At 70.5% G+C, this 17,986-nt stretch carries 20 protein-coding genes and 1 tRNA gene; 5 read left to right on the plus strand and 16 right to left on the minus strand.

Going from position 1 to position 17,986, the window contains the following annotated elements:
• Positions 1-82: 82 nt before the first annotated feature.
• The 4 genes from ACERZO_RS06495 to ACERZO_RS06510 form a co-directional block, all read right to left on the minus strand.
• Positions 83-439 carry a DivIVA domain-containing protein gene (locus ACERZO_RS06495; RefSeq protein WP_372663268.1) on the minus strand — a complete coding sequence of 119 codons (357 nt, stop codon included), beginning with the start codon at positions 437-439 and terminating at the stop codon, positions 83-85.
• A 171-nt stretch (positions 440-610) separates the two neighbouring features.
• A complete protein-coding gene (locus ACERZO_RS06500) occupies positions 611-925 on the minus strand; it encodes a DivIVA domain-containing protein (RefSeq protein ID WP_372663270.1) in 315 nt (104 codons plus the stop codon).
• 21 nt (positions 926-946) lie between these two features.
• Positions 947-1,540, minus strand: a complete 594-nt coding sequence (pth, locus tag ACERZO_RS06505; RefSeq protein ID WP_372663272.1) for an aminoacyl-tRNA hydrolase — start codon at positions 1,538-1,540, stop codon at positions 947-949.
• Between the two features lie 9 nt (positions 1,541-1,549).
• On the minus strand, positions 1,550-2,155 hold the full coding sequence (locus ACERZO_RS06510) for a 50S ribosomal protein L25/general stress protein Ctc (protein ID WP_372663274.1): 606 nt from the start codon (positions 2,153-2,155) through the stop codon (positions 1,550-1,552).
• A gap of 345 nt (positions 2,156-2,500) precedes the next feature.
• On the opposite strand from ACERZO_RS06510, the gene ACERZO_RS06515 reads away from it, so the two are divergent.
• Positions 2,501-3,619 (plus strand): hypothetical protein, encoded by a 1,119-nt coding sequence (locus ACERZO_RS06515; protein WP_372663276.1) that lies wholly within the window; start codon positions 2,501-2,503, stop codon positions 3,617-3,619.
• A 99-nt stretch (positions 3,620-3,718) separates the two neighbouring features.
• Positions 3,719-4,360, plus strand: coding sequence for an NAD(P)-dependent oxidoreductase (locus ACERZO_RS06520; protein WP_372663278.1), 642 nt, complete (start codon positions 3,719-3,721; stop codon positions 4,358-4,360).
• On the opposite strand, the gene ACERZO_RS06525 is transcribed toward ACERZO_RS06520, so the two are convergent.
• From ACERZO_RS06525 to ACERZO_RS06545, 5 genes are all read right to left on the minus strand, one after another.
• Positions 4,354-5,220 (minus strand): TIGR03621 family F420-dependent LLM class oxidoreductase, encoded by an 867-nt coding sequence (locus ACERZO_RS06525; RefSeq protein WP_372663280.1) that lies wholly within the window; start codon positions 5,218-5,220, stop codon positions 4,354-4,356. The genes ACERZO_RS06520 and ACERZO_RS06525 overlap by 7 nt on opposite strands.
• A 61-nt stretch (positions 5,221-5,281) precedes the next feature.
• Positions 5,282-6,262, minus strand: coding sequence for a ribose-phosphate diphosphokinase (locus ACERZO_RS06530; RefSeq protein WP_364451495.1), 981 nt, complete (start codon positions 6,260-6,262; stop codon positions 5,282-5,284).
• The gene (gene glmU, locus ACERZO_RS06535; RefSeq protein WP_372663282.1) at positions 6,259-7,731 is read right to left on the minus strand and encodes a bifunctional UDP-N-acetylglucosamine diphosphorylase/glucosamine-1-phosphate N-acetyltransferase GlmU; all 1,473 of its coding nucleotides are present in this window, start codon (positions 7,729-7,731) and stop codon (positions 6,259-6,261) included. Before glmU ends, ACERZO_RS06530 begins: the two co-directional genes overlap by 4 nt.
• Before the next feature lie 48 nt (positions 7,732-7,779).
• Positions 7,780-9,534, minus strand: coding sequence for a GGDEF domain-containing protein (locus ACERZO_RS06540; RefSeq protein ID WP_372663284.1), 1,755 nt, complete (start codon positions 9,532-9,534; stop codon positions 7,780-7,782).
• Positions 9,535-9,568: 34 nt separating this feature from the next.
• Positions 9,569-9,640 (minus strand) — tRNA-Gln (locus ACERZO_RS06545).
• Between the two features lie 206 nt (positions 9,641-9,846).
• On the opposite strand from ACERZO_RS06545, the gene ACERZO_RS06550 reads away from it, so the two are divergent.
• On the plus strand, positions 9,847-10,812 hold the full coding sequence (locus ACERZO_RS06550) for an acyl-CoA desaturase (protein WP_372663286.1): 966 nt from the start codon (positions 9,847-9,849) through the stop codon (positions 10,810-10,812).
• 95 nt (positions 10,813-10,907) lie between these two features.
• The gene (locus ACERZO_RS06555; RefSeq protein WP_364451484.1) at positions 10,908-11,501 is read left to right on the plus strand and encodes a TetR/AcrR family transcriptional regulator; all 594 of its coding nucleotides are present in this window, start codon (positions 10,908-10,910) and stop codon (positions 11,499-11,501) included.
• Here the strand turns inward: ACERZO_RS06555 and ACERZO_RS06560 are convergent.
• Genes ACERZO_RS06560 through ACERZO_RS06570 form a run of 3 tightly spaced genes read right to left on the minus strand, consistent with a single transcriptional unit; the run spans position 11,498 to position 12,767 of the window.
• On the minus strand, positions 11,498-11,887 hold the full coding sequence (locus ACERZO_RS06560) for an NUDIX hydrolase (RefSeq protein WP_372663288.1): 390 nt from the start codon (positions 11,885-11,887) through the stop codon (positions 11,498-11,500). The two genes, ACERZO_RS06555 and ACERZO_RS06560, sit on opposite strands and share 4 nt — an antisense overlap.
• Positions 11,884-12,276 (minus strand): NUDIX hydrolase, encoded by a 393-nt coding sequence (locus ACERZO_RS06565; RefSeq protein WP_372663290.1) that lies wholly within the window; start codon positions 12,274-12,276, stop codon positions 11,884-11,886. The genes ACERZO_RS06560 and ACERZO_RS06565 overlap by 4 nt, the downstream gene beginning before the upstream one ends.
• A complete protein-coding gene (locus ACERZO_RS06570; protein ID WP_372663292.1) occupies positions 12,273-12,767 on the minus strand; it encodes an isochorismatase family protein in 495 nt (164 codons plus the stop codon). The genes ACERZO_RS06565 and ACERZO_RS06570 overlap by 4 nt, the downstream gene beginning before the upstream one ends.
• A gap of 30 nt (positions 12,768-12,797) precedes the next feature.
• Here ACERZO_RS06570 and ACERZO_RS06575 point away from each other — a divergent pair, with 30 nt between their 5' ends.
• Complete coding sequence (locus ACERZO_RS06575; RefSeq protein WP_372663294.1) at positions 12,798-13,523, plus strand: SDR family NAD(P)-dependent oxidoreductase; 726 nt, start codon at positions 12,798-12,800, stop codon at positions 13,521-13,523.
• Positions 13,524-13,724: 201 nt separating this feature from the next.
• Here the strand turns inward: ACERZO_RS06575 and ACERZO_RS06580 are convergent, their stop codons facing one another.
• From ACERZO_RS06580 to ACERZO_RS06595, 4 genes are all read right to left on the minus strand, one after another.
• A complete protein-coding gene (locus ACERZO_RS06580) occupies positions 13,725-14,906 on the minus strand; it encodes a PQQ-dependent sugar dehydrogenase (protein WP_372663296.1) in 1,182 nt (393 codons plus the stop codon).
• Between the two features lie 16 nt (positions 14,907-14,922).
• Positions 14,923-15,768 (minus strand): alpha/beta fold hydrolase, encoded by an 846-nt coding sequence (locus ACERZO_RS06585; protein ID WP_372663298.1) that lies wholly within the window; start codon positions 15,766-15,768, stop codon positions 14,923-14,925.
• A gap of 46 nt (positions 15,769-15,814) precedes the next feature.
• On the minus strand, positions 15,815-16,471 hold the full coding sequence (locus tag ACERZO_RS06590; protein WP_372663300.1) for a response regulator: 657 nt from the start codon (positions 16,469-16,471) through the stop codon (positions 15,815-15,817).
• A gap of 313 nt (positions 16,472-16,784) precedes the next feature.
• A complete protein-coding gene (locus tag ACERZO_RS06595; protein WP_372664577.1) occupies positions 16,785-17,888 on the minus strand; it encodes a sensor histidine kinase in 1,104 nt (367 codons plus the stop codon).
• Between the last annotated feature and the right edge of the window lie 98 nt (positions 17,889-17,986).

The raw sequence follows: 17,986 nt of genomic DNA on the forward strand, positions 1-17,986 counted from the left end.
CACCGCGGCGCGAAGCGCCTCCGCTGAGGGTGGCGGTGGGGGCATCGGTGGAGCAACCAAGGCCACCTTGGGGCGCTTGGGGCTAGCGCTGTTGGAGGCGCTCCGCACGCAAAGTCGGCGGGGCCGCGCGCTCGATCATGGCCTCGGCCGGCGTGCGGGCGCCCGGGAGGTCCGGGGCGTGGCCCGTGCGGGACGCGAGCTGGTCCTCCACCCGGTCCAGGAAGTCGTCGACCTCCCGCTCGTCGTAGCCGCGCTTGCCGATCAGCGGCTTCGCGAACACCACGTGGTGCACTTCCGCGGCGGTCAGGTCGTCCTCCTCGGCGAACGTCTTGGCGATGCGCCGGACGAACTCGTCGACCTCGTGCTTCGCGTAGCCACGGCGGCCGATCGGGGCGTTACCGAAGGTGACCTCGGCGAGGTCTTCGGCGGTGAACGACATGGAACTCTCCGATTCCGGGGTTTGGCGGTGCGAACTCCCGTACACCGTCCTAACCCGGGAACGGGTTCCCCCGGAAGAGTCGACCCCGAAGCTCACCCCGACGGGCGGCCCGTATCCGCCATCGAGTGAGGCGGGACTACCGAGCGCTGTGTGGCCGGTTTCACACCGTCGTCAGCCGCGGCCGAACCACTTCCGGGGCCCCGGCGGCGGGCCCTCCTCGACCACCGGGCGCGGGTTCCGCAGCTCCACCAGGGCCGCCTCGGCCTCGTCGAGGAACAGGTCGACCTGCGCCTGGTCGTAGCTGCGCATGCCGACCGGCATGATCGTGAAGTCGACGTAGTGGATGTCGTCGGGCGTCAGGATGTTGCGGCCGGCCAGCGCCTCGGCGATGAGGTCGAGGAACGCGTCGACTTCGTCCTCGTTGTAGCCGCGCCGGCCGAAGCGGGGTTTGCCGAACGCGATCGCCCGGACTTCGTCGGGGGTCATGGGCTCACCTTGCCACCGATGTCAGCCCGCATGGAAGGCGTTCTGCGCGGCCGCGAGACCGGTGCCGACCAGCGCCTCGGTCGCGTCCGCGCAGCGGTCCACCTCGAACGGGAGCTCCTTGCGCTCGACCGTCGAGAAGTCCTTCAGGACGAAGTCCGCCGGGTCCTGGCGGCCGGGCGGGCGGCCGATGCCGAACCGGACCCGGTAGTAGTCGCGGGTGCCGAGCGACTTCGTGATCGAGCGGAGCCCGTTGTGGCCGTTGTCGCCGCCGCCGAACTTCAGCTTCAGCGCGCCGAAGTCGACGTCCAGCTCGTCGTGCACCACGACCACACCGGACGGCGGCACCTTGTAGAACCGGGCCGCGCCGACCACCGGGCCGCCGGAGAGGTTCATGTACGACCGCGGCTTCACCAGCACCACGCGGCGGCCGCCGAGGCGGCCTTCGAGCACCTCGCCGCCGCTCTTGTGCGTCTTGAACTTGCCGCCGATCCGGGTGGCGAGCTCGTCCAGCACCATGAAACCGACGTTGTGCCGGTTTCCGGCGTACTGGGGTCCGGGATTGCCGAGGCCGGCGAGCAGGATCAGCTCGCCGGCCCCGGGCAGGTCTTCGGTCATGCGGAAATGCTATTCGGCGGCTTCGGCCGACTCTTCGCCCGCCTCGGCGGTGGCCTCGTCGTCGGCCTCTTCACGCTGCGGCTCGTTGACGGCGACGACCAGGGCCTCCGGGTCGGTGACCAGGGTGGCGCCCTGGGGCAGCTCGACCTGGCCGGCCAGGACCTGGCTGCCGATCTCGAGGCCCTCGATGGAGACCTCGAACTGCTCCGGGATGTGCAGCGCCTCGACCTCGACCTGCAGGGTGTCGACGTCCTGGTTGACCAGGCCGCCGGGGCCGGGGGTCCCGGAGACGACGACCGGGACGTCGACGACGATCTTCTCGCCGCGCTTCACGACCAGCAGGTCGACGTGCTCGATGTAGTTCTTCAGCGGGTGCACGACGATCGTCTTCGTCAGCGCGAGCTCGTCGGAGCCCTCGATGGCGAGGGTGATGACGGCGTTGGAGCCGTTCTCGCGGACGACGCGGGCGAACTCGATGGCCGGCAGCGCGAAGTGCCGCGGGTCCGAGCCGTGGCCGTACAGGACGGCGGGGATCTTGCCGGCGCGACGCGTGCGACGCGCGGCGCCCTTGCCGAACTCGGTGCGCGGCTCGACGGACAGACGTACCTCGGACACGGTGTGGCACTCCTTCAAATCACGAACATGGTGCGGGAGACAGCATGCTGCGGCGGGGGATGCTTGCGTTGTTCTGTTCAGGCGGTTGCGGCGGCGAGTTTCAGGCGTGCACGACAGCCGGGGCTACTCGAGCCGCCGCGTCGATCACGCCGGGCACCCCAGAAGGGCCCCGCCTCGCCGAGACAACCTCAAGAGTGTAAACCAACCTCATCACGGTGGGTTGCGGCGGGGGCCCGGCCCAGGCTAGAACCCTCCTGAACCCCGGTGCGTGACGACACAAATCCGGTGGCGGGACTTCACCGGCCGAGGTGTCCTCGGGTACAGCGGGAGAGCAGGGGGCGGAAGATGCGGGCTCGACGGGCCACGACGGCGGCGGCGGTGCTGCTGCTGGGCGGACTGCTGGCCGGCTGCCAGGTGGCGGTCCCCGGCACCGCCGGGGTCTCCGCGGCCGGGCAGCAGACGGCCGACCGGCGCGCCGAGCAGCGCACCGCGGTCGACGCCGCGCTCACCGCGCTGGGCCAGGCGCCCGCGCTCGCCCTGAAGTCGGCGACCAACGGCGCCGAGCAGCAGTTCCGCGTCACCCGCGGGGGCAACGCCCTCGGCGGGCTGCCGATGGAGGGCCGCGTCGTCCAGGTGACCGCCGCCGCGGGGCAGTTCTACCTGCAGGCCGACGCCGACTACTGGAAGGCGCACGCCATCGACGAGGGCACGCAGTTCGGCACGAGCTGGGTGCGTTCGCTCGGCTCCGAGCTGCCGCTCGACCCCGCCGCGCGGTTCGCCCCGAAGGCGCTGGCCGACGGGCTGCGCAAGGCCCTGCCCGCCCTCGACCGGCTGGGCGACCCGGTCAAGGCGAAGCTCCCGGACGGCACCGAGGTCTACCAGCTCGGCGCCGCGCCCAGCCTGCTGCGCGTCACGACGGCCAAGCCGAACCGGGTCGTCAGCTTCGCCCCGGCGCTGCTCGACCCGCAGGCCGGGCCGAAGTTCGGCGCCGAGTTCGGCGTCGACCCGCTCGCCGGCGACGCGCTCAAGAAGTTCCACACCGACCTCGACAACACCGTCGGCGGGCTGGGCCAGCCGTTCGAAGGCCTGGTGCAGGCCAGCGCCGTCGTCACGAACGACAACCTCGACTGCAAGGACTTCGTCGGCTCCTGCACGACGACCGTCGACGTCTCCAACAGCGTGGTCGGGTCGCCGTCCTCGGGCGGCAAGAGCGTCATCCACATCAACCTGTCCGTCGAGGTGAGCGCCGACTCGCTCGGTTCGCAGACCTGCACGGCGGCGGCCGACGCCGAGCCGTACGCGACGGTCAAGATGTCCTGCACGGTCAAGTTCAAGCTGCCGAACCGCACGGCGAGCTACCAGGTGCTGTCCAAGCCGAACGCGACCGCGGAGGTCCGCGCGGCCCTCGACGTCAACGCCGTCAAGCAGCAGGTCGCGGCCGAGTTCGCCGGCCTGGGCGGCTGAGCTGGACACCTACCCGGGGGTGCGTTGCTTCCGTTGAAGTAGGTGATCTTCCGTTCCTAGCATCGGCTGCGTACAGCCGAGACGAACGGAGAATCAGACATGGCCAAGCTGGTCATTTTCGGGGGAACGGGCTACGCCGGGGGCAAGATCGGCGCCGAGGCGGTGCGGCGCGGGCACGAGGTCGTCGGCGTCGCGCGCCACGCGGGTTCCGCGCCCGAGGGCGTCGACGAGCGCCAGGGTTCGCTGCACGACGAGGAGTTCGTGACGGGGCTGGCCAAGGACGCCGACGTGTTCGTCGTCGCCACCCCGGCGCGGGAGATCGACGGCAAGAAGCTGATCGACGCCGTGCCGTCGCTGGCCCGGATCGCGCGCGAGAACGGCGTCCGGCTGTCGTTCGTGGGCGGCGCGGCGAGCCTGCTGGTCGCCGAGGGCGGCCCGCGGCTGTTCGACACCCCGGAGTTCCCGGCCGAGTACAAGGACGAGGCCGGCCGCCACGCCGAGGTGCTCGGCCTGCTGCGCGAGCAGCCCGAGGGCCTCGACTGGTTCTACGTGAGCCCCGCCGCCGAGTTCGGCGCCTGGACCCCGGGCGAGCGCCGGGGCGAGTTCCGGCTCGGCGGCGACGTCCTGGTGACCGACGAGAACGGCAAGTCGCACATCGGTGGTGACGACTTCGCGATCGCGTACGTCGACGAGATCGAGCAGCCGAAGCACCACCGGGCGCGCTTCACCGTCGCTTACTGAAGTTCTTCCAGTACGGGCGCGAAGGTCTCGAAGAACGGCTCGAAGACCGTGATGTAGGAGAAGCCGTAGCGTTCGCGCCGGGTCTCGAGCTGTCCGGCGATCTCCTCGACCGTGCCCAGCAGCAGCTGGGGCGCGTCGAGGAGCTCCCGGGCGTCGGGGACGGCGCTGCGCTCGGTCAGCTCGTGCCACGCCTCGGCGGCCTTCTGCCGGTCGTCGGTGACCTCGACGTGCTGGACCAGCATGTTGTACTCGACCTCGCGGCCGGTCTTCGCACGGAAGTACGCGACGCGCTCGTCCATCGCCTCGGCGTTGTCGAGCTTGAAGGTGCCCGGCGGCTTCCCGGGCTGCTGCCGGAGCCCGCCGAACCCGACGACGTCCGCGTGCTCGGCGGCCAGGTCCAGGACGCCGTCGCTGTTGCCCGCGATGAGCAGCCGCGGGTGGCCGATGCCCTCGTCCTCGAAGTGTTTCCGCAGGTGGCCGAGGCTTTCTTCGAGGTAGCCGATCCGGGTCGCGGCGTTCTGCCACGGGATACCGGCGGCGTCGAACTCGCTCTTCATGTGCCCGGCGCCGAGGCCGAGGTCGAGGCGGCCGTCGAGCAGCGTGGCCATCGAAGAGGCTTCGCGCGCGAAGAGTGCGAGGTTGTAGAAGGGCACATTGGACACGAGCGTGCCCAGCCGCGACCGCTCGGTGACGGCGGCCGCCATGGCCAGCACCGGGAACGGCGCGAACCGGCCGGTGCCGAGGTGGTCGGGCACGGTGATGGCGTCGTAGCCGAGCTCTTCGGCCCGCCGGCACTTGGCGATCCAGGCGTCCCGGCTGCCGATCTCGCGGAAGCTGACGCCGAACTTGAAGTTCCCCATGCCGGCGACGCTAGCGCCGGGAACCGCCGCCGGGCGCGGAGTTCGCGCCCGGCGGACGGGTTCAGGCGTTGCCGTCGAAGAGGGACGTCACCGAGCCGTCTTCGAAGACCTGCTGGATGGCTTCAGCCAGCATCGGCGCGATCGACAGGACCGTCAGCCCCTCGAAGCGCTTCTCCTCCGGGATCGGCAGCGAGTTCGTCACGATGACCTCGCGGGCCTTGCACTGCGAGAGCCGCTCGGTCGCCGGGTCGGACAGGATGCCGTGGGTCGTCGCGATGACGACGTCCGCCGCGCCCTCGTCGATCAGGGCCTCGGTGGCCTTCACGATCGTGCCGCCGGTGTCGATCATGTCGTCGATCAGCACGCAGAGCTTGCCCTCGACCTTGCCGACCACGCGGTTGGCGACGGCCTGGTTCGGCTTGTCCGGGTCGCGCGTCTTGTGGATGAACGCGATCGGCCGGTCGCCCAGCGTCTGCGCCCACTTCTCGGCCAGCCGCACGCGGCCCGAGTCCGGCGAGACGACGGTGATGTCGGCGTCGCCGTAGGTCTTCTTGATGTGGTCGGCCAGCACGGTCTGCGCCATCAGGTGGTCGACCGGGCCGTCGAAGAAGCCCTGGATCTGCGCGGTGTGCAGGTCGACGGTCATGATCCGGTCGGCGCCCGCGGTCTTGAACAGGTCCGCGATCAGCCGCGCCGAGATCGGCTCGCGGCCCTTGTGCTTCTTGTCCTGGCGCGCGTACGGGTAGAACGGCATCACGACGGTGATCCGCTTCGCGCTCGCCCGCTTGAGCGCGTCCACCATGATCAGCTGCTCCATCACGTACTCGTTGATGGGCGTGGTGTGCGCCTGGATGACGAAGGCGTCGGTGCCGCGCACGGACTCCTCGAAGCGGACGAACAGCTCGCCGTTGGCGAACGTGTGCGCCGTCTGCGGGGTGATCGTCACGTTGAGGTGCTTCGCGACCTCTTCGGCGAGCTCCTGGTGCGCCCGTCCGGAGAAGAGCATCAAGTTCTTCTTCGGCGTACCTGACTTCGGACTCATGCTGGCGACTCCCCGTCGGTTCCTGCTGCTGACTCGGCGTCGAGCGCGGCCTGGGCCGCTTCCGCCGCGGGCGTACCCGGCCTGCGCCGGATCGCCCAGCCTTCGATGTTGCGCTGCGGCGGTGCCGACACCGCGAGTGTGCCCGGCGGGACGTCTTCGCGGATCACGGCACCCGCTCCACTGTAAGCGCCGTCACCGACCTGCACCGGAGCGACGAACGTGTTGTCCGCGCCCATCCGGACATACGACCCGATAACGGTCCGGTGCTTGTGCACCCCGTCGTAGTTCACGAACACGCTGGAGCAGCCGATGTTGCTGTGCTCGCCGATCGTGGCGTCGCCGACGTAGGTCAGGTGCGGCACCTTCGTGCCGGCGCCGATGTCGGCGGACTTCGTTTCGACGAACGCGCCGAGCTTGCCCTTCTCGCCCAGCTTCGTGCCCGGCCGCAGATAGGTGAACGGCCCGACGTTGACGCCGTCGCCCAGTTCGGAGTCGGAGCCGTGCACGCGCACCACGGAGGCGCGGGCGCCGATGGTCATGTTCGTCAGGGTGCTGTCCGGGCCGACGGTCGTGCCCTCGCCGACCGACGTCGTGCCCTTGAGCTGCACGCCGGGCTCGATGACGACGTCGCGCGAAAGGGTGACGCCGGCGTCGATCCAGGTCGTGGCCGGGTCGACGACCGTGACGCCCTCGCGCTGCCAGCGCCGCACGATCCGCCGGTTGAGCTCGGCGCCGAGCACCGACAGCTGGACGCGGTCGTTGACGCCCTCGGTCAGCCACGGGTCGTCGACGACGAGCGCGCCGACGTGCAGCCCGTCGCCGTTCGCGATGCCCAGGACGTCGGTGAGGTAGAGCTCGCCCTGCGCGTTGTCGGTCGAAAGGCGCGAAAGGCCGTCGCGCAGGACGGCGGCGTCGAAGGCGTAGACCCCCGAGTTGATCTCGGTGATCTCCGCCTGGTCCGGGGTGGCGTCCTTGTGCTCGACGATCCCGGTGACCTTGCCTGCGCCGTCGCGCACGATGCGGCCGTAGCCGGTCGGGTCGGAGACGACGGCGGTGAGCACGGTGACCGCGTTCTTCGCCTCGGTGTGCTCGTCGAGCAGGGCGCGCAGCGTCGCCGTGTCGAGCAGCGGGACGTCGCCGTAGCTGACGATCACCGTGCCGGTCAGGTCGGCGGGCAGGGTCGCCAGCGCGCAGGACACGGCGTGGCCGGTGCCCTTCTGCTGGTCCTGCACCGCGGTGCCGACCTCGCGCCCGAGGGCTTCCCCGACCCGGGCCAGGTGCTCTCCGACGGCTTCGCGGCCGTGGCCGGTCACGACCACGAGGTGCTCGGGACCCAGGCCGGCGGCGGCCCGGACGGCGTGCTCCACGAGGGGCCGCCCGGCGATCGGGTGCAGCACCTTCGGGGTCGCGGATCGCATGCGGGTGCCCTCACCCGCGGCGAGGATCAACGTGCTCAGCGGGCCGGTCAACGGCGCTCCCAACGGTAACCAAAAGATGGCTTCTGTCGGGCTCAGATCCTAACTGTGGTCTTCGGCGTCCCACGCGGGGTCGGTCGGTGGGGCCTCGCCCGCCCACGCGGCGGCCGGGTCGGCGGCCATCGAGTTGGCCGACGCCACCTGGTTGCCGCCACCGCGTTTCGCCTGGTACATGGCCGCGTCCGCGCGCGCGAGGACCTGCTCGCCGCGCTCCTGCGGCCGCAGCGAGACGAGCCCGATGGACAGCGTCACGCCGTGCGAGAGGTGGTGCGGCAGGTTCGAGACGGACTTGACCGCGCGGCCGAGCGCCATCTTCGCCGCGGACGCCGGCGTGCCCGGCAGCAGGACGATGAACTCGTCGCCGCCGTAGCGCGCCACGAGGTCGTCGCCGCGCAGGGCGTCACGCAGCGTGCTCGCGACGACGCGCAGCACGTTGTCGCCCTCGGCGTGGGACTGCTTGTCGTTGACGCCCTTGAAGCCGTCGAGGTCGACCAGCGCCACCGCGAGGGGCTGCGCGTCGGCCGACGACGCCAGCTGGCGCAGCTTCTCGTCGAGCGCGCGCCGGTTCGGCAGCCCGGTGAGCGGGTCCTGCAGGGCCTGCTGGGTGATCGCGCCGTGCTCGGCGGAGAGCCGTTCGTGCTCGCGGCGGGCGTTGAGCGTGGCGATCTGCGACTCGCGCAGGCTCCACATCTCGTTTTCGAGGCGCCTCGCGTAGTCGATCAGCGACTCGCTGGCGCCGGACGCGTAGTCCGGCGTGGTGTCCAGCCGGGCCAGCTCGCGGGCGATGTTCAGCCGCATCGAGGGCTGCGAGGTGTCGTCGGCCAGCGACTCGCGGGCGTGCCGCAGCACGTCGAGGGCCTCTTCGCGGCGGCCGGCCTGGTCCAGGCAGCGGGCCAGCGCGATGGCGACGATCTCGCGTTCGCCCGGGTAGCCGGTGCCTTCGTGCAGCGCCCGGAGCCGGTCGATCTGGTCGGCGCTCGGGCTGTGCAGCGCCTGCGCCGAGGCGAGGACGCCGACCTGGTCGACGGCCGCGACGCCCGCCTTCCGCGGGAACAGCGACTCGGTGAACGGGCCTTCGGCGGCCACGGCCATGGACGCGGCGGTGCGGAACTTCTCGGCGCTCTCGTCGTACTCGTCGATGCGCTCGAGCCGCAGGCCCCAGCCCAGCAGCATCTTGACCCGGTTCATCAGCTGCAGCGTGATCTCGTGCGGGCTCGCGCTTTCGCGGATCGCGCTCGCCGCGCGGCCGATGACCTCCTCGGCGGCCTCGTAGACGCCGAGCTGGTTCAGCACGATCCAGCAGTCGTTCAGCGTCGACCACAGCATCCGGTTCCACTGGCGGATGCCGACCTGCCGGTTCGGGATCGCGGAGTCGTCGAGGATGGCCAGCGCGCGGGCGATCTCGGTGAGCGCGGGGTCCTCCTGCGCGGCGATCACCAGGCGGCGGCCGCGCAGCGCGTGCGCGTCGGCCCGCAGCAGCGCGAGGCCGTGCCGGCGGGTGTGCGCGAGCATCTCGTCGAGCCGCGGTTCGGCCTCGGCCGCGAGGCCCTTGGTGATCAGCCGGGCGATCGCCGAGGCGCGCAGGAGCTGCGCGACCATCGTCGGCTCGCCGCGGCGCTGGGTCTCGTCGAGCAGCTCGTCCATCAGCTCGACGATCTGCAGCTGCTGGGTGTACTCCTGGCGCTGGACCGCGGCGATGAGCTCCCGCGCGCGCCCGACGAGCCAGGCGTCGGACATTTCGGCCAGGGCGGGACGCCTGGCCGCACCGGGGTCGGTCGCCTCGTCGGTCAGCGCCAACCTCCCGGTGTCGTGGGTTCGGGTCCTTCTGCTGCTCCGCCGCCAGGATTCGAACCTGAACTGTCAGAACCAAAATCTGAAGTGCTGCCGATTACACTACGGCGGATCGAACCTGGTCAGGATAGCGACGATCGGGTGTCGTCCGCGCGGGGGATGCGTTACGCGGCTGTCCGCCGGGTATCCCCCTACGAAGGACCGGTGTGAGGTTCAGGCTCTCCCCAGCCGCCGAAACCTCCTGTACCGTAACTTACGGCATCGTAGGTTAGGGCACCCTACGTCACAGGGTTGCCCGCGTAGGGAGAAGTGAAGCGTATGACGGCCACGCTCGACCGTTCTCAGCCCGCCGGGGAGCCCTCGGCACCCAAGGGGCCCAAACCCGTTATCGAAGGCACGCGCGGCATCGGCGTGCAGCTGTCGGTGTACTTCGGCGTGATCGCGCCGCTGGTGGCACTGCTGGTCGCGGTGCCCTTCGCCTGGGGCTGGGGACTGAGCTGGGTCGACGTCGCCATCTTCGTCGTGTTCTACGCGATCAGCGGGCTCGGCATCACGGTGTCGTACCACCGCTACTTCACACACGGCTCGTTCAAGGCCAAGCAGTGGCTGCGCGTGTTCATGGCCATCGCGGGCAGCATCGCCCTGCAGGGCCCGGTGATCACCTGGGTCGCCGACCACCGCCGCCACCACGCGTTCTCCGACCGCGACGGCGACCCGCACTCGCCGTGGGCGTTCGGCACCTCGCCGTGGGCCATCGCGAAGGGCTTCTGGCACGCCCACATGGGCTGGCTGTTCGAGCGCGACCAGACCAACGCCGAGCGCTTCGCGCCGGACCTGGTCAAGGACCCGGCGATCAAGAAGGTCGACGACCTGTTCTGGCTGTGGTCGCTGGTCAGCCTGCTGCTGCCGGCGCTGCTGGGTGGCCTCATCTCGTGGTCGCTGTGGGGCGCGGTCACCGCGTTCTTCTGGGCGGGCCTGGTGCGCATCTGCGTGCTGCACCACGTGACGTGGTCGGTCAACTCGATCTGCCACATGATCGGCGAGCGCCCCTTCGCGGCGCGCGACAAGTCGGCGAACTTCTGGCCCCTGGCCATTTTCTCGTTCGGCGAGTCGTGGCACAACCTGCACCACGCCGACCCGACGTCCGCCCGCCACGGCGTGAAGCGCGGCCAGATCGACATTTCCGCGCGGCTGATCTGGATCTTCGAGAAGTTCGGCTGGGTGCACGACGTCCGCTGGCCGACCCCGCAGCGCTTGGCCCGTATCGCGACGGAAAAAGGCTAGTCAACTAGGCTGCCCCGATGGCGGGGAGACGACGTTCTAAGAGGGAACAGCAGGTCACCGGGGCGCGTCCGGTCGCCCCGGTGACGCGCGTCCGGATGACCGGCACCGAGCGGCGCCAGCAGTTGTTGAACGTGGCGCGGGCGTTGTTCGCCGAGAAAGGCTTCGACGGAACGTCGATCGAGGAGATCGCGCACCGCGCCAACGTGTCGAAACCCGTGGTGTACGAACACTTCGGCGGCAAAGAGGGCATCTACGCGGTGGTCGTGGACCGCGAAACGCAACTGCTGCTGGACCGCATGGTGTCCACGTTGCACGGTGGCCACCCCCGCGTGATGCTCGAGCAGGCGGCGACGGCGTTGCTGTCGTACGTCGAGGATTCCCACGACGGCTTCCGGATCCTGGTGCGCGATTCGCCGGTGGCGAGTTCGACGGGGACGTTTTCCACCGTGCTGAACGACATCGCCAGCCAGGTGGAGCACATCCTGGCCCAGCAGTTCGCGGCTCGCGGGTATGACGAGAAGCTGGCGGCGTTGTACGCGCAGGCTTTGGTGGGAATGGTCGCGTTGACCGGGCAGTGGTGGCTGGACGCCCGGAAGCCGAAGCGGGACGAGGTCGCGGCGCATCTGGTGAACCTGGCTTGGAACGGGTTGTCGCACTTGGAGCACAAGCCGAAGCTCCGGCTCGGTTAGTGCAACCGGCCGGTCTCGTGCAGGTGGTCGAAAATGATCTTGTCCACTGCCGACACCCGCGGCCGGTCCGTGTACGCCAGCCAAGCGATCTCTTCGATCTCACTGCTGGCGGCCAACGTTCCGGTGTACTCCGCCGTGTAGCAGGTCATGCGGACGAGCGTGCCCGGGTGACCGTGAGCCTCCGCTTCGAACACGCCCGCCGGGGCGATCGACTCCGGGGTGATCGCCACGTCGAGTTCTTCGCGGATCTCCCGCGTCAGCGTCTCGACGTCCGACTCGCCCGCCTCGCGTTTGCCACCCGGGAGGTAGTACACCTCCTTGCCGCGCGATCGCGTGCTCAGGATCCGGCCGCCCACCAAGTGCAGCCAAGCGATCTTGTCGATCACCGCAGTGCGCCTGCCTCGTGCAGGTGGTCGAAGATCAGCTGCGCCACCAGGGACACCCGCGGCCGGTCGTCGTACCCGAGCCACGCGATCTCCTCGATCTCGCTGCTCGCCCGCGGGGTTCCCGTGTACTCCGCTGTGTACGCCGCCGTGCGGACCAGCGTTCCCTCGGCTTTGCCGTGCGCCTGGCCCTCGAACGTGCCTGCCGGGGTGATCGTCGACGGCGAGATCTCCACGTCCAGCTCTTCGCGGATCTCCCGCACCAGCGTCTCGGCGTCCGTCTCGCCCGGCTCGCGCTTGCCGCCCGGCAGGTAGAACCTGTCCTTGCCCCGCGAGCGCGCCGCCAGGACGCGGCCGTCCGATACCTCGATCCACGCCACCTTGTCGATCACGCCAGGACCTCGTCGGTCGTCATGACCGTGCCGAGGCGCGGGAAGATCTTCGTGATCGCGTTTTCGTGCGAGATCTCCGACAGCGCGGTCATCGCGTCCGACACCGCGACCGTGTCGTAGCCGTGGTCGGAGGCCGCGCGCAGCGTCGACTCCACGCCGAACTCCGTCGCGATTCCACCGAAGTACACGGTTCGGACGCCCTTGCCGCGCAGGAATTCGTCGAGGTCCGTGTTCGCGAAGCCGCCGATCGTGTACTTCGTGACGATCTTGTCGTCCTGCGCGTCGAAGACGAGCTCGTTGCCCGGCGGGTTGTCCGGCCGCGACACCTTGACGATCACCACCGGCGCCCCGGCCTCGCGGAACGCCGTCCGCAGCCGCAGCGCGTTCGCGACGACGTCCTCGCCGGAGTACGGCGTGGTCGGCAGCTTGACGATCCGCTCCTGCAGGTCGACGAGCACGAGCGCGGACGTGGCCGGATCGATCTTGGTCATGCCCCGATCCTAGGCACTAGGGTCGAAGTCATGGGGAACAGCAGGGAAGTAGTGGTCACGGGCGGCGGCACCGGCATCGGGTACGCCGTCGCGGCGGCGTTCGCCGAGGCCGGCGAGCGGGTCACCGTCACCGGGCGCCGGGAGCAGGTCCTCTCCGAAGCCGCGGCGCTCCTGGGTGCGCGGCCCGTCGTCTTCGACGCCGCCGATCCCGCGGCCGTCGAGTCCGCACTCGGGGAGTTGCCCGCGCGCGTCGATGTCCTCGTCAACAACGCCGGCGGCAACACGGACTTCCTCGACGCCGACGGTGATGGGCTCGCCGGCTTCGCGGCCGCGTTCGAGCGCAACCTCAAGTCCAATGTGGTCAGTGCCGCGCTGGTGACGCACGCGCTGCGCGAGCGGCTCGCCGACAACGCGCGCATCGTGACGATCGGGTCCATCGCCGCCCGCACCGGCGCCGGCTCGTACGGGGCGGCCAAAGCCGCCGTCGAGGGGTGGAACGTCAGCGTGGCCCAGGAGTTCGGCCCGCGGGGGATCACCGCGAACGTCGTCGCGCCCGGGCTGATCGGCGAGACGGAGTTCTTCCACGGCAAGCTTTCGGACCGTCGGCGCGAGTGGCTGATCGGGAACACGATGAACAAGCGACCGGGCACGGTGGAAGATGTCGCCGCCGTCGTGACGTTCTTGGCGAGCCCCGCCGCCGGGCACGTCACCGGACAGGTGGTGCACGTCAACGGCGGGGCTCACCTGGGCAAATAGGACATTTGGATGCCGGTCCCCGATCGTCAGGTCGGCGATGACGATCGAGGACCGGCGCGGTGCTGCCGCGGGAACGCTATCTTCGGACCGCGTCCAACACTCGTCGGGGGCGGGCGAAAACTCTTGGTGCACACCATGTTCCGCGATCCGCCACCCCGGCGGAAGTGTCCACGGCATCGGACGGCCGTGGGTTTCTCATGATCAGGCGGGCGTGACCTTCAGCAGCTTGTCGTCCGTACCGTCCGAAGTCGTCACGTACAGGGCGCCGTCCGGGCCGCTGCGGACCGCGCGCAGGCGGCCGAACTTGTCGTCGAACTCCGGCGGGAGCGAGACGTCCAGGACCTTGCCCGCCGCGTCCAAGTGGTACAGCAGCAGCTTCTGGCCCTTCAGTGCCACCACGACCAGTGCGCCGTCGTTCGGGCCCCACTGCGCCCCGGTCAGGAACGCGTCGCCGCTGATCGCCTCGGTGATCTTGCCGGACGTCCACAGTGGACTCACGGCGTCCGGGAAGCGCTTGAGGTCCGTCATCGGCACGCTCTCGTCGTAGCTCGAGTCCGTGCCGCCCTTCGACGGGTCCCAGCCGTAGTTCGCGCCCGGCTTGAGCAGGTTGACCTCGTCGTCGAAGGTCGGCCCGTGCTCGGCCGTGATCACCTGGCCGCTGCCCGGCCGGATCGCGACGCCTTGGACGTTGCGGTGCCCGTAGGTGTAGATCAGCCGTTCGCGCGGGTCGGCCGAGGTGATGAACGGGTTGTCCGGCAACGGATCCCCGGTCTTCGCGTCCAGCCGCAGCACCTTGCCGCCGAGGGAGTGCCGGTCCTGGGCGATCGACGCGCGGGCCGTGTCGCCGGTGCCGACGAGCAGGGCGCCGTCGGGCGCGAACGTCGGGCGGCAGCCGGAGTGCCGTCCGCTCGGGTTCACCGGCAGCCCGGTCAGCAGGTTCTTGACGCGAGAAGCGCTCCCGCCGTCCTCGGCGAGCTTCCAGGTGACCAGCCGGATGTCGACGGCCTTGCCGCCCTCCTGGTGGTCCTGGCAGGTGATGAACTCGCGGCTGGTCGCGAAGTCGGGACTGATCACCATGCCGAGCAGCCCGCCTTCGCCCTTGGCGTAGACGTCGGAGAAGTCGGCCTTGACATCGGTCGCCGTCCCGCCGCGGACCAGCGCGAGCTTGCCGGGCCGCTGCGGCACGAGGATGCCGCCATCGGGCAGGAAGCCGACGTCCCAACCGTGCTCCAGCCCGGCCGTCACCGTCTCGACCTTGAACTTCCCGGTCGACGCCGGGGGTGTGGACGCCGGCGGGACGCTCTGGACCGGCGCGCTCGCGGCCCCCGAGCAGCCCGCGATCACCAGGGACACCGCACCGATGAGACCCAGCACACGTCGCATACGGCTCATCCTGCCATCAAGCGGTGAAATCGCCGTGCGACGCCACCGCCGTCAGGAACTCCAGATCGCGTGAACCCGGGATGTAGTGCCCCGTACCCGGCACGAGGTCGACGACGGCGCCGGCTGCTTCGAGCCGCCGTGCGGTCGTCGCGGAGCCGACCATGGCGTCGTCCGCACCCACGACGGCGTACACCGGCATCGTCAGCCGGCCGAGTGCGGCGTCGCCGAAGACCGGGAACGGGCCGGTGCGGTACCGGTAGTGCGCCGCCACCAGCAGCTGGTGCTCGACGATCGGGGACGTCTCCGGCTCGCCGATCGTGCTCGCCATGGACTTCCGCCGCCCCTTCGCGCCGAGCAGCGACAGCAGCACCGCCTTGACGACGAACCCCTTCTTCATCGGGCCGAGGCCGATCGGGCACCGCAACGCCAGTGCGGCGACGCGCTCGGGACGCCGGGTCGCGTAGTCGAGCGCGAGCCAGCCGCCGAACGACGACGTCAGGAACGCCGCCCGCGAGACGCCGAAGTGGTCGAGCACCGCGTCCAGCCAGCGCGCGTACCGGTCGCTGTCCAGCGGCGGCCGCGTCTCGGCGCTCAACCCCGGCTCGCCGATGACGTCGACCGCGTACACCCGGAACCGCTCGGTCAGCGCCGGGATCCGCGGCACCCACTCGGCCGCGTTGCTGCCGGAGCCGGGCAGCAGCACCAGCGGCGGGGCGCCGGCCGGGCCCGAGACCACGACGAACGTCTCGCCTTCGGGCGTCGGGACGCGCGCCTCCTCGCGGGCGCCGGGCCACGTCGCCAGTGCCTCGAGGTAGCGCTCACGCAGCAGGCGAGCCCCGGCTTCGGACTTGTAGATCGTCATGCAATGTACTCTAACGCTCCCTATCAAGAGGATAAATACGGAAGTATCAGGAACCTGGTCGCACCAGTCCGGACTCGTAGGCGAAGACGACGGCGTGCACCCGGTCTCGCAGCCGCAGCTTCCCGAGAATCCGCCCGACGTGCGTTTTCACGGTCGTCTCGCCGATGTACAGCTTCGCCGCGATCTCGCCGTTGGACAGCCCGCGCGCGATGAGCCCCAGCACGTCCTTCTCGCGCTCGGTCAGGACGTCGAGCTTCGCGACGTCGACCGGGTCGCGGTCGTCGGCGAGGTAGCGGTCGAGCAGCCGCCGCGTGACCGAGGGCGAGACCATCGCGTCGCCGCGCAGGACGCCGCGGATCGCCACGAGCATCTCCTCCGACGGCGCGTCCTTCACGAGGAACCCGCTGGCCCCGGCGCGCAACGCCGCGTAGGCGTACTCGTCGAGGTCGAACGTCGTGATGATCAGGACGCGCACGTCCGGCAGCTCGGCGCAGATCCGCCCGGTCGCGGCGACGCCGTCGAGCACCGGCATCCGGACGTCCATCAGCACCAGGTCGGGCCGCAGCTCGCGCGCCTTCGCGACGGCCTCTTCGCCGTTCGCCGCCTCGGCCGCGACGACGAGGTCGTCCTGGCTTTCGACGATCATCCGCAGCCCGACGCGCACCAGCTCCTGGTCGTCGCAGAGCAGCACCCGCGTGGTCACGACCGCACCTCCGGGGCGTCGTCGACGAACTCGGCCAGTCCATGTCCCGAAGACGACCGCGCCCGCGTGGGTCCGGCCGCTCGCTGTCCGAGGCGGACCGGCGACCCGACCACCAGGCCTGCCCGTACCTGCGGGTTCGCGTGAGCTGCGCGGCGTTCCGCGCGCCGCACCGCGCGGGACGGCGGGGCAGGCGCGAGCCCGAGCCTCGGCTTCAGCTCGGAGCAGGGCGGCTCGTCGCAGTCGCCGGGGAGCCGGCCGCCGAGCTCGCCTGGCGGCCGGGGCCGGGGCCGGGGGTGGGCTCGCATCCGGCCCGTCACGACCCGACCACCAGGCTCGCGCGGACCCGGTACCCGCCGTCCGGCAACGGGCCGGTCGACAGCTCGCCGTGGTACATCTCGACGCGCTGGCGCATGCCGGCCAACCCGCGCCCGGACGACGGCAACGCGGGCGCCGGCGGGGACTTGCCGCCGGTGTTCGTCACCTCGATCCGGATCTCCTCCGGGGCGAACGCGACTTCGACGCGGCCGGTCGCGTCGGCCGGGGCGTGCTTGATCATGTTGGTCAGTGCCTCCTGGACGATCCGGTAGGTCTGCAGCGCGGCGCTCGCGGGCAGGCCGGCCGCGTCGCCGGTGACGTCGAGCGTGACGTCGCGCCCGGCGTGCTCGACGAGCCGGCGCAGCTCGTCGGCGGTCGGCTGGGGACTGCGCGCCTCCTGGCCGGCGTGCAGGACTTCGAGCAGGCGCCGCAGCTCGGCGAGGGCGGTGCGGCCCGTGCGGCCGATCGTGTCGAGCGTGCGGTCGACGGCGTCGGGGTCGCGGTGCCGGGCGAGCTTCGCGCCCTCGGCGTTCAGCACGATCACGCTCATGCTGTGCGCGAGGACGTCGTGGAGTTCGCGCGCGATCCGCGTGCGCTCCTCCGCGACCGCCGCCCGCGCCTGGGCGTCGGCGCGTTTCTCCTCCTCCGTGGTGAGCTTTTCCTTGCTGCGGAAGAACTCCCCGAGCGCCCAGGCGGCGATGTGCAGGGGCCAGATGCCGACGATCGTGGCGGTGGGGTTGTCGGTGTAGGTCCCCCAGGCGAACCCCCATTCCCAGCCGAGCGCGAAGATCGCCACGGCGATCACCGCGGCGAACCGCCGCTGCCCGAGCTTGACCAGGTTGAACAGCACGACCGCCATCGCCAGTTCGGTGCGGCCGCGGTCGTAGGCCCAGATCTCGTTGACGTACACCACCACCGCGCCGGCGATGATCAGCACGGCGACCGTCCGCGGGTACCGGCGCCGCACGAGCAGCGGCAGCAGGAACAGCATCGGGATCGCGCGCGTGGTCCACGGCTCCTCGCCCGCCCAGTTCGGCGCGAGGAACACGAAGACGGCGTACAGCGGCAAGTCCACCGTCCACCGGTGTCTGCGCACCCACATCACGAGTCGTTCCACGCCACCGAACGTAACGCCGGCAGCGGGTGCGGGTCGTCATCATTTCGGTCCGACCTTGTCCTCCCTTGGAAGGACCGGACCGG

The sequence above is a fragment of the Amycolatopsis kentuckyensis genome (assembly GCF_041679295.1).
GTDB classification, from domain to species: Bacteria; Actinomycetota; Actinomycetes; order Mycobacteriales; family Pseudonocardiaceae; genus Amycolatopsis; species Amycolatopsis kentuckyensis_A.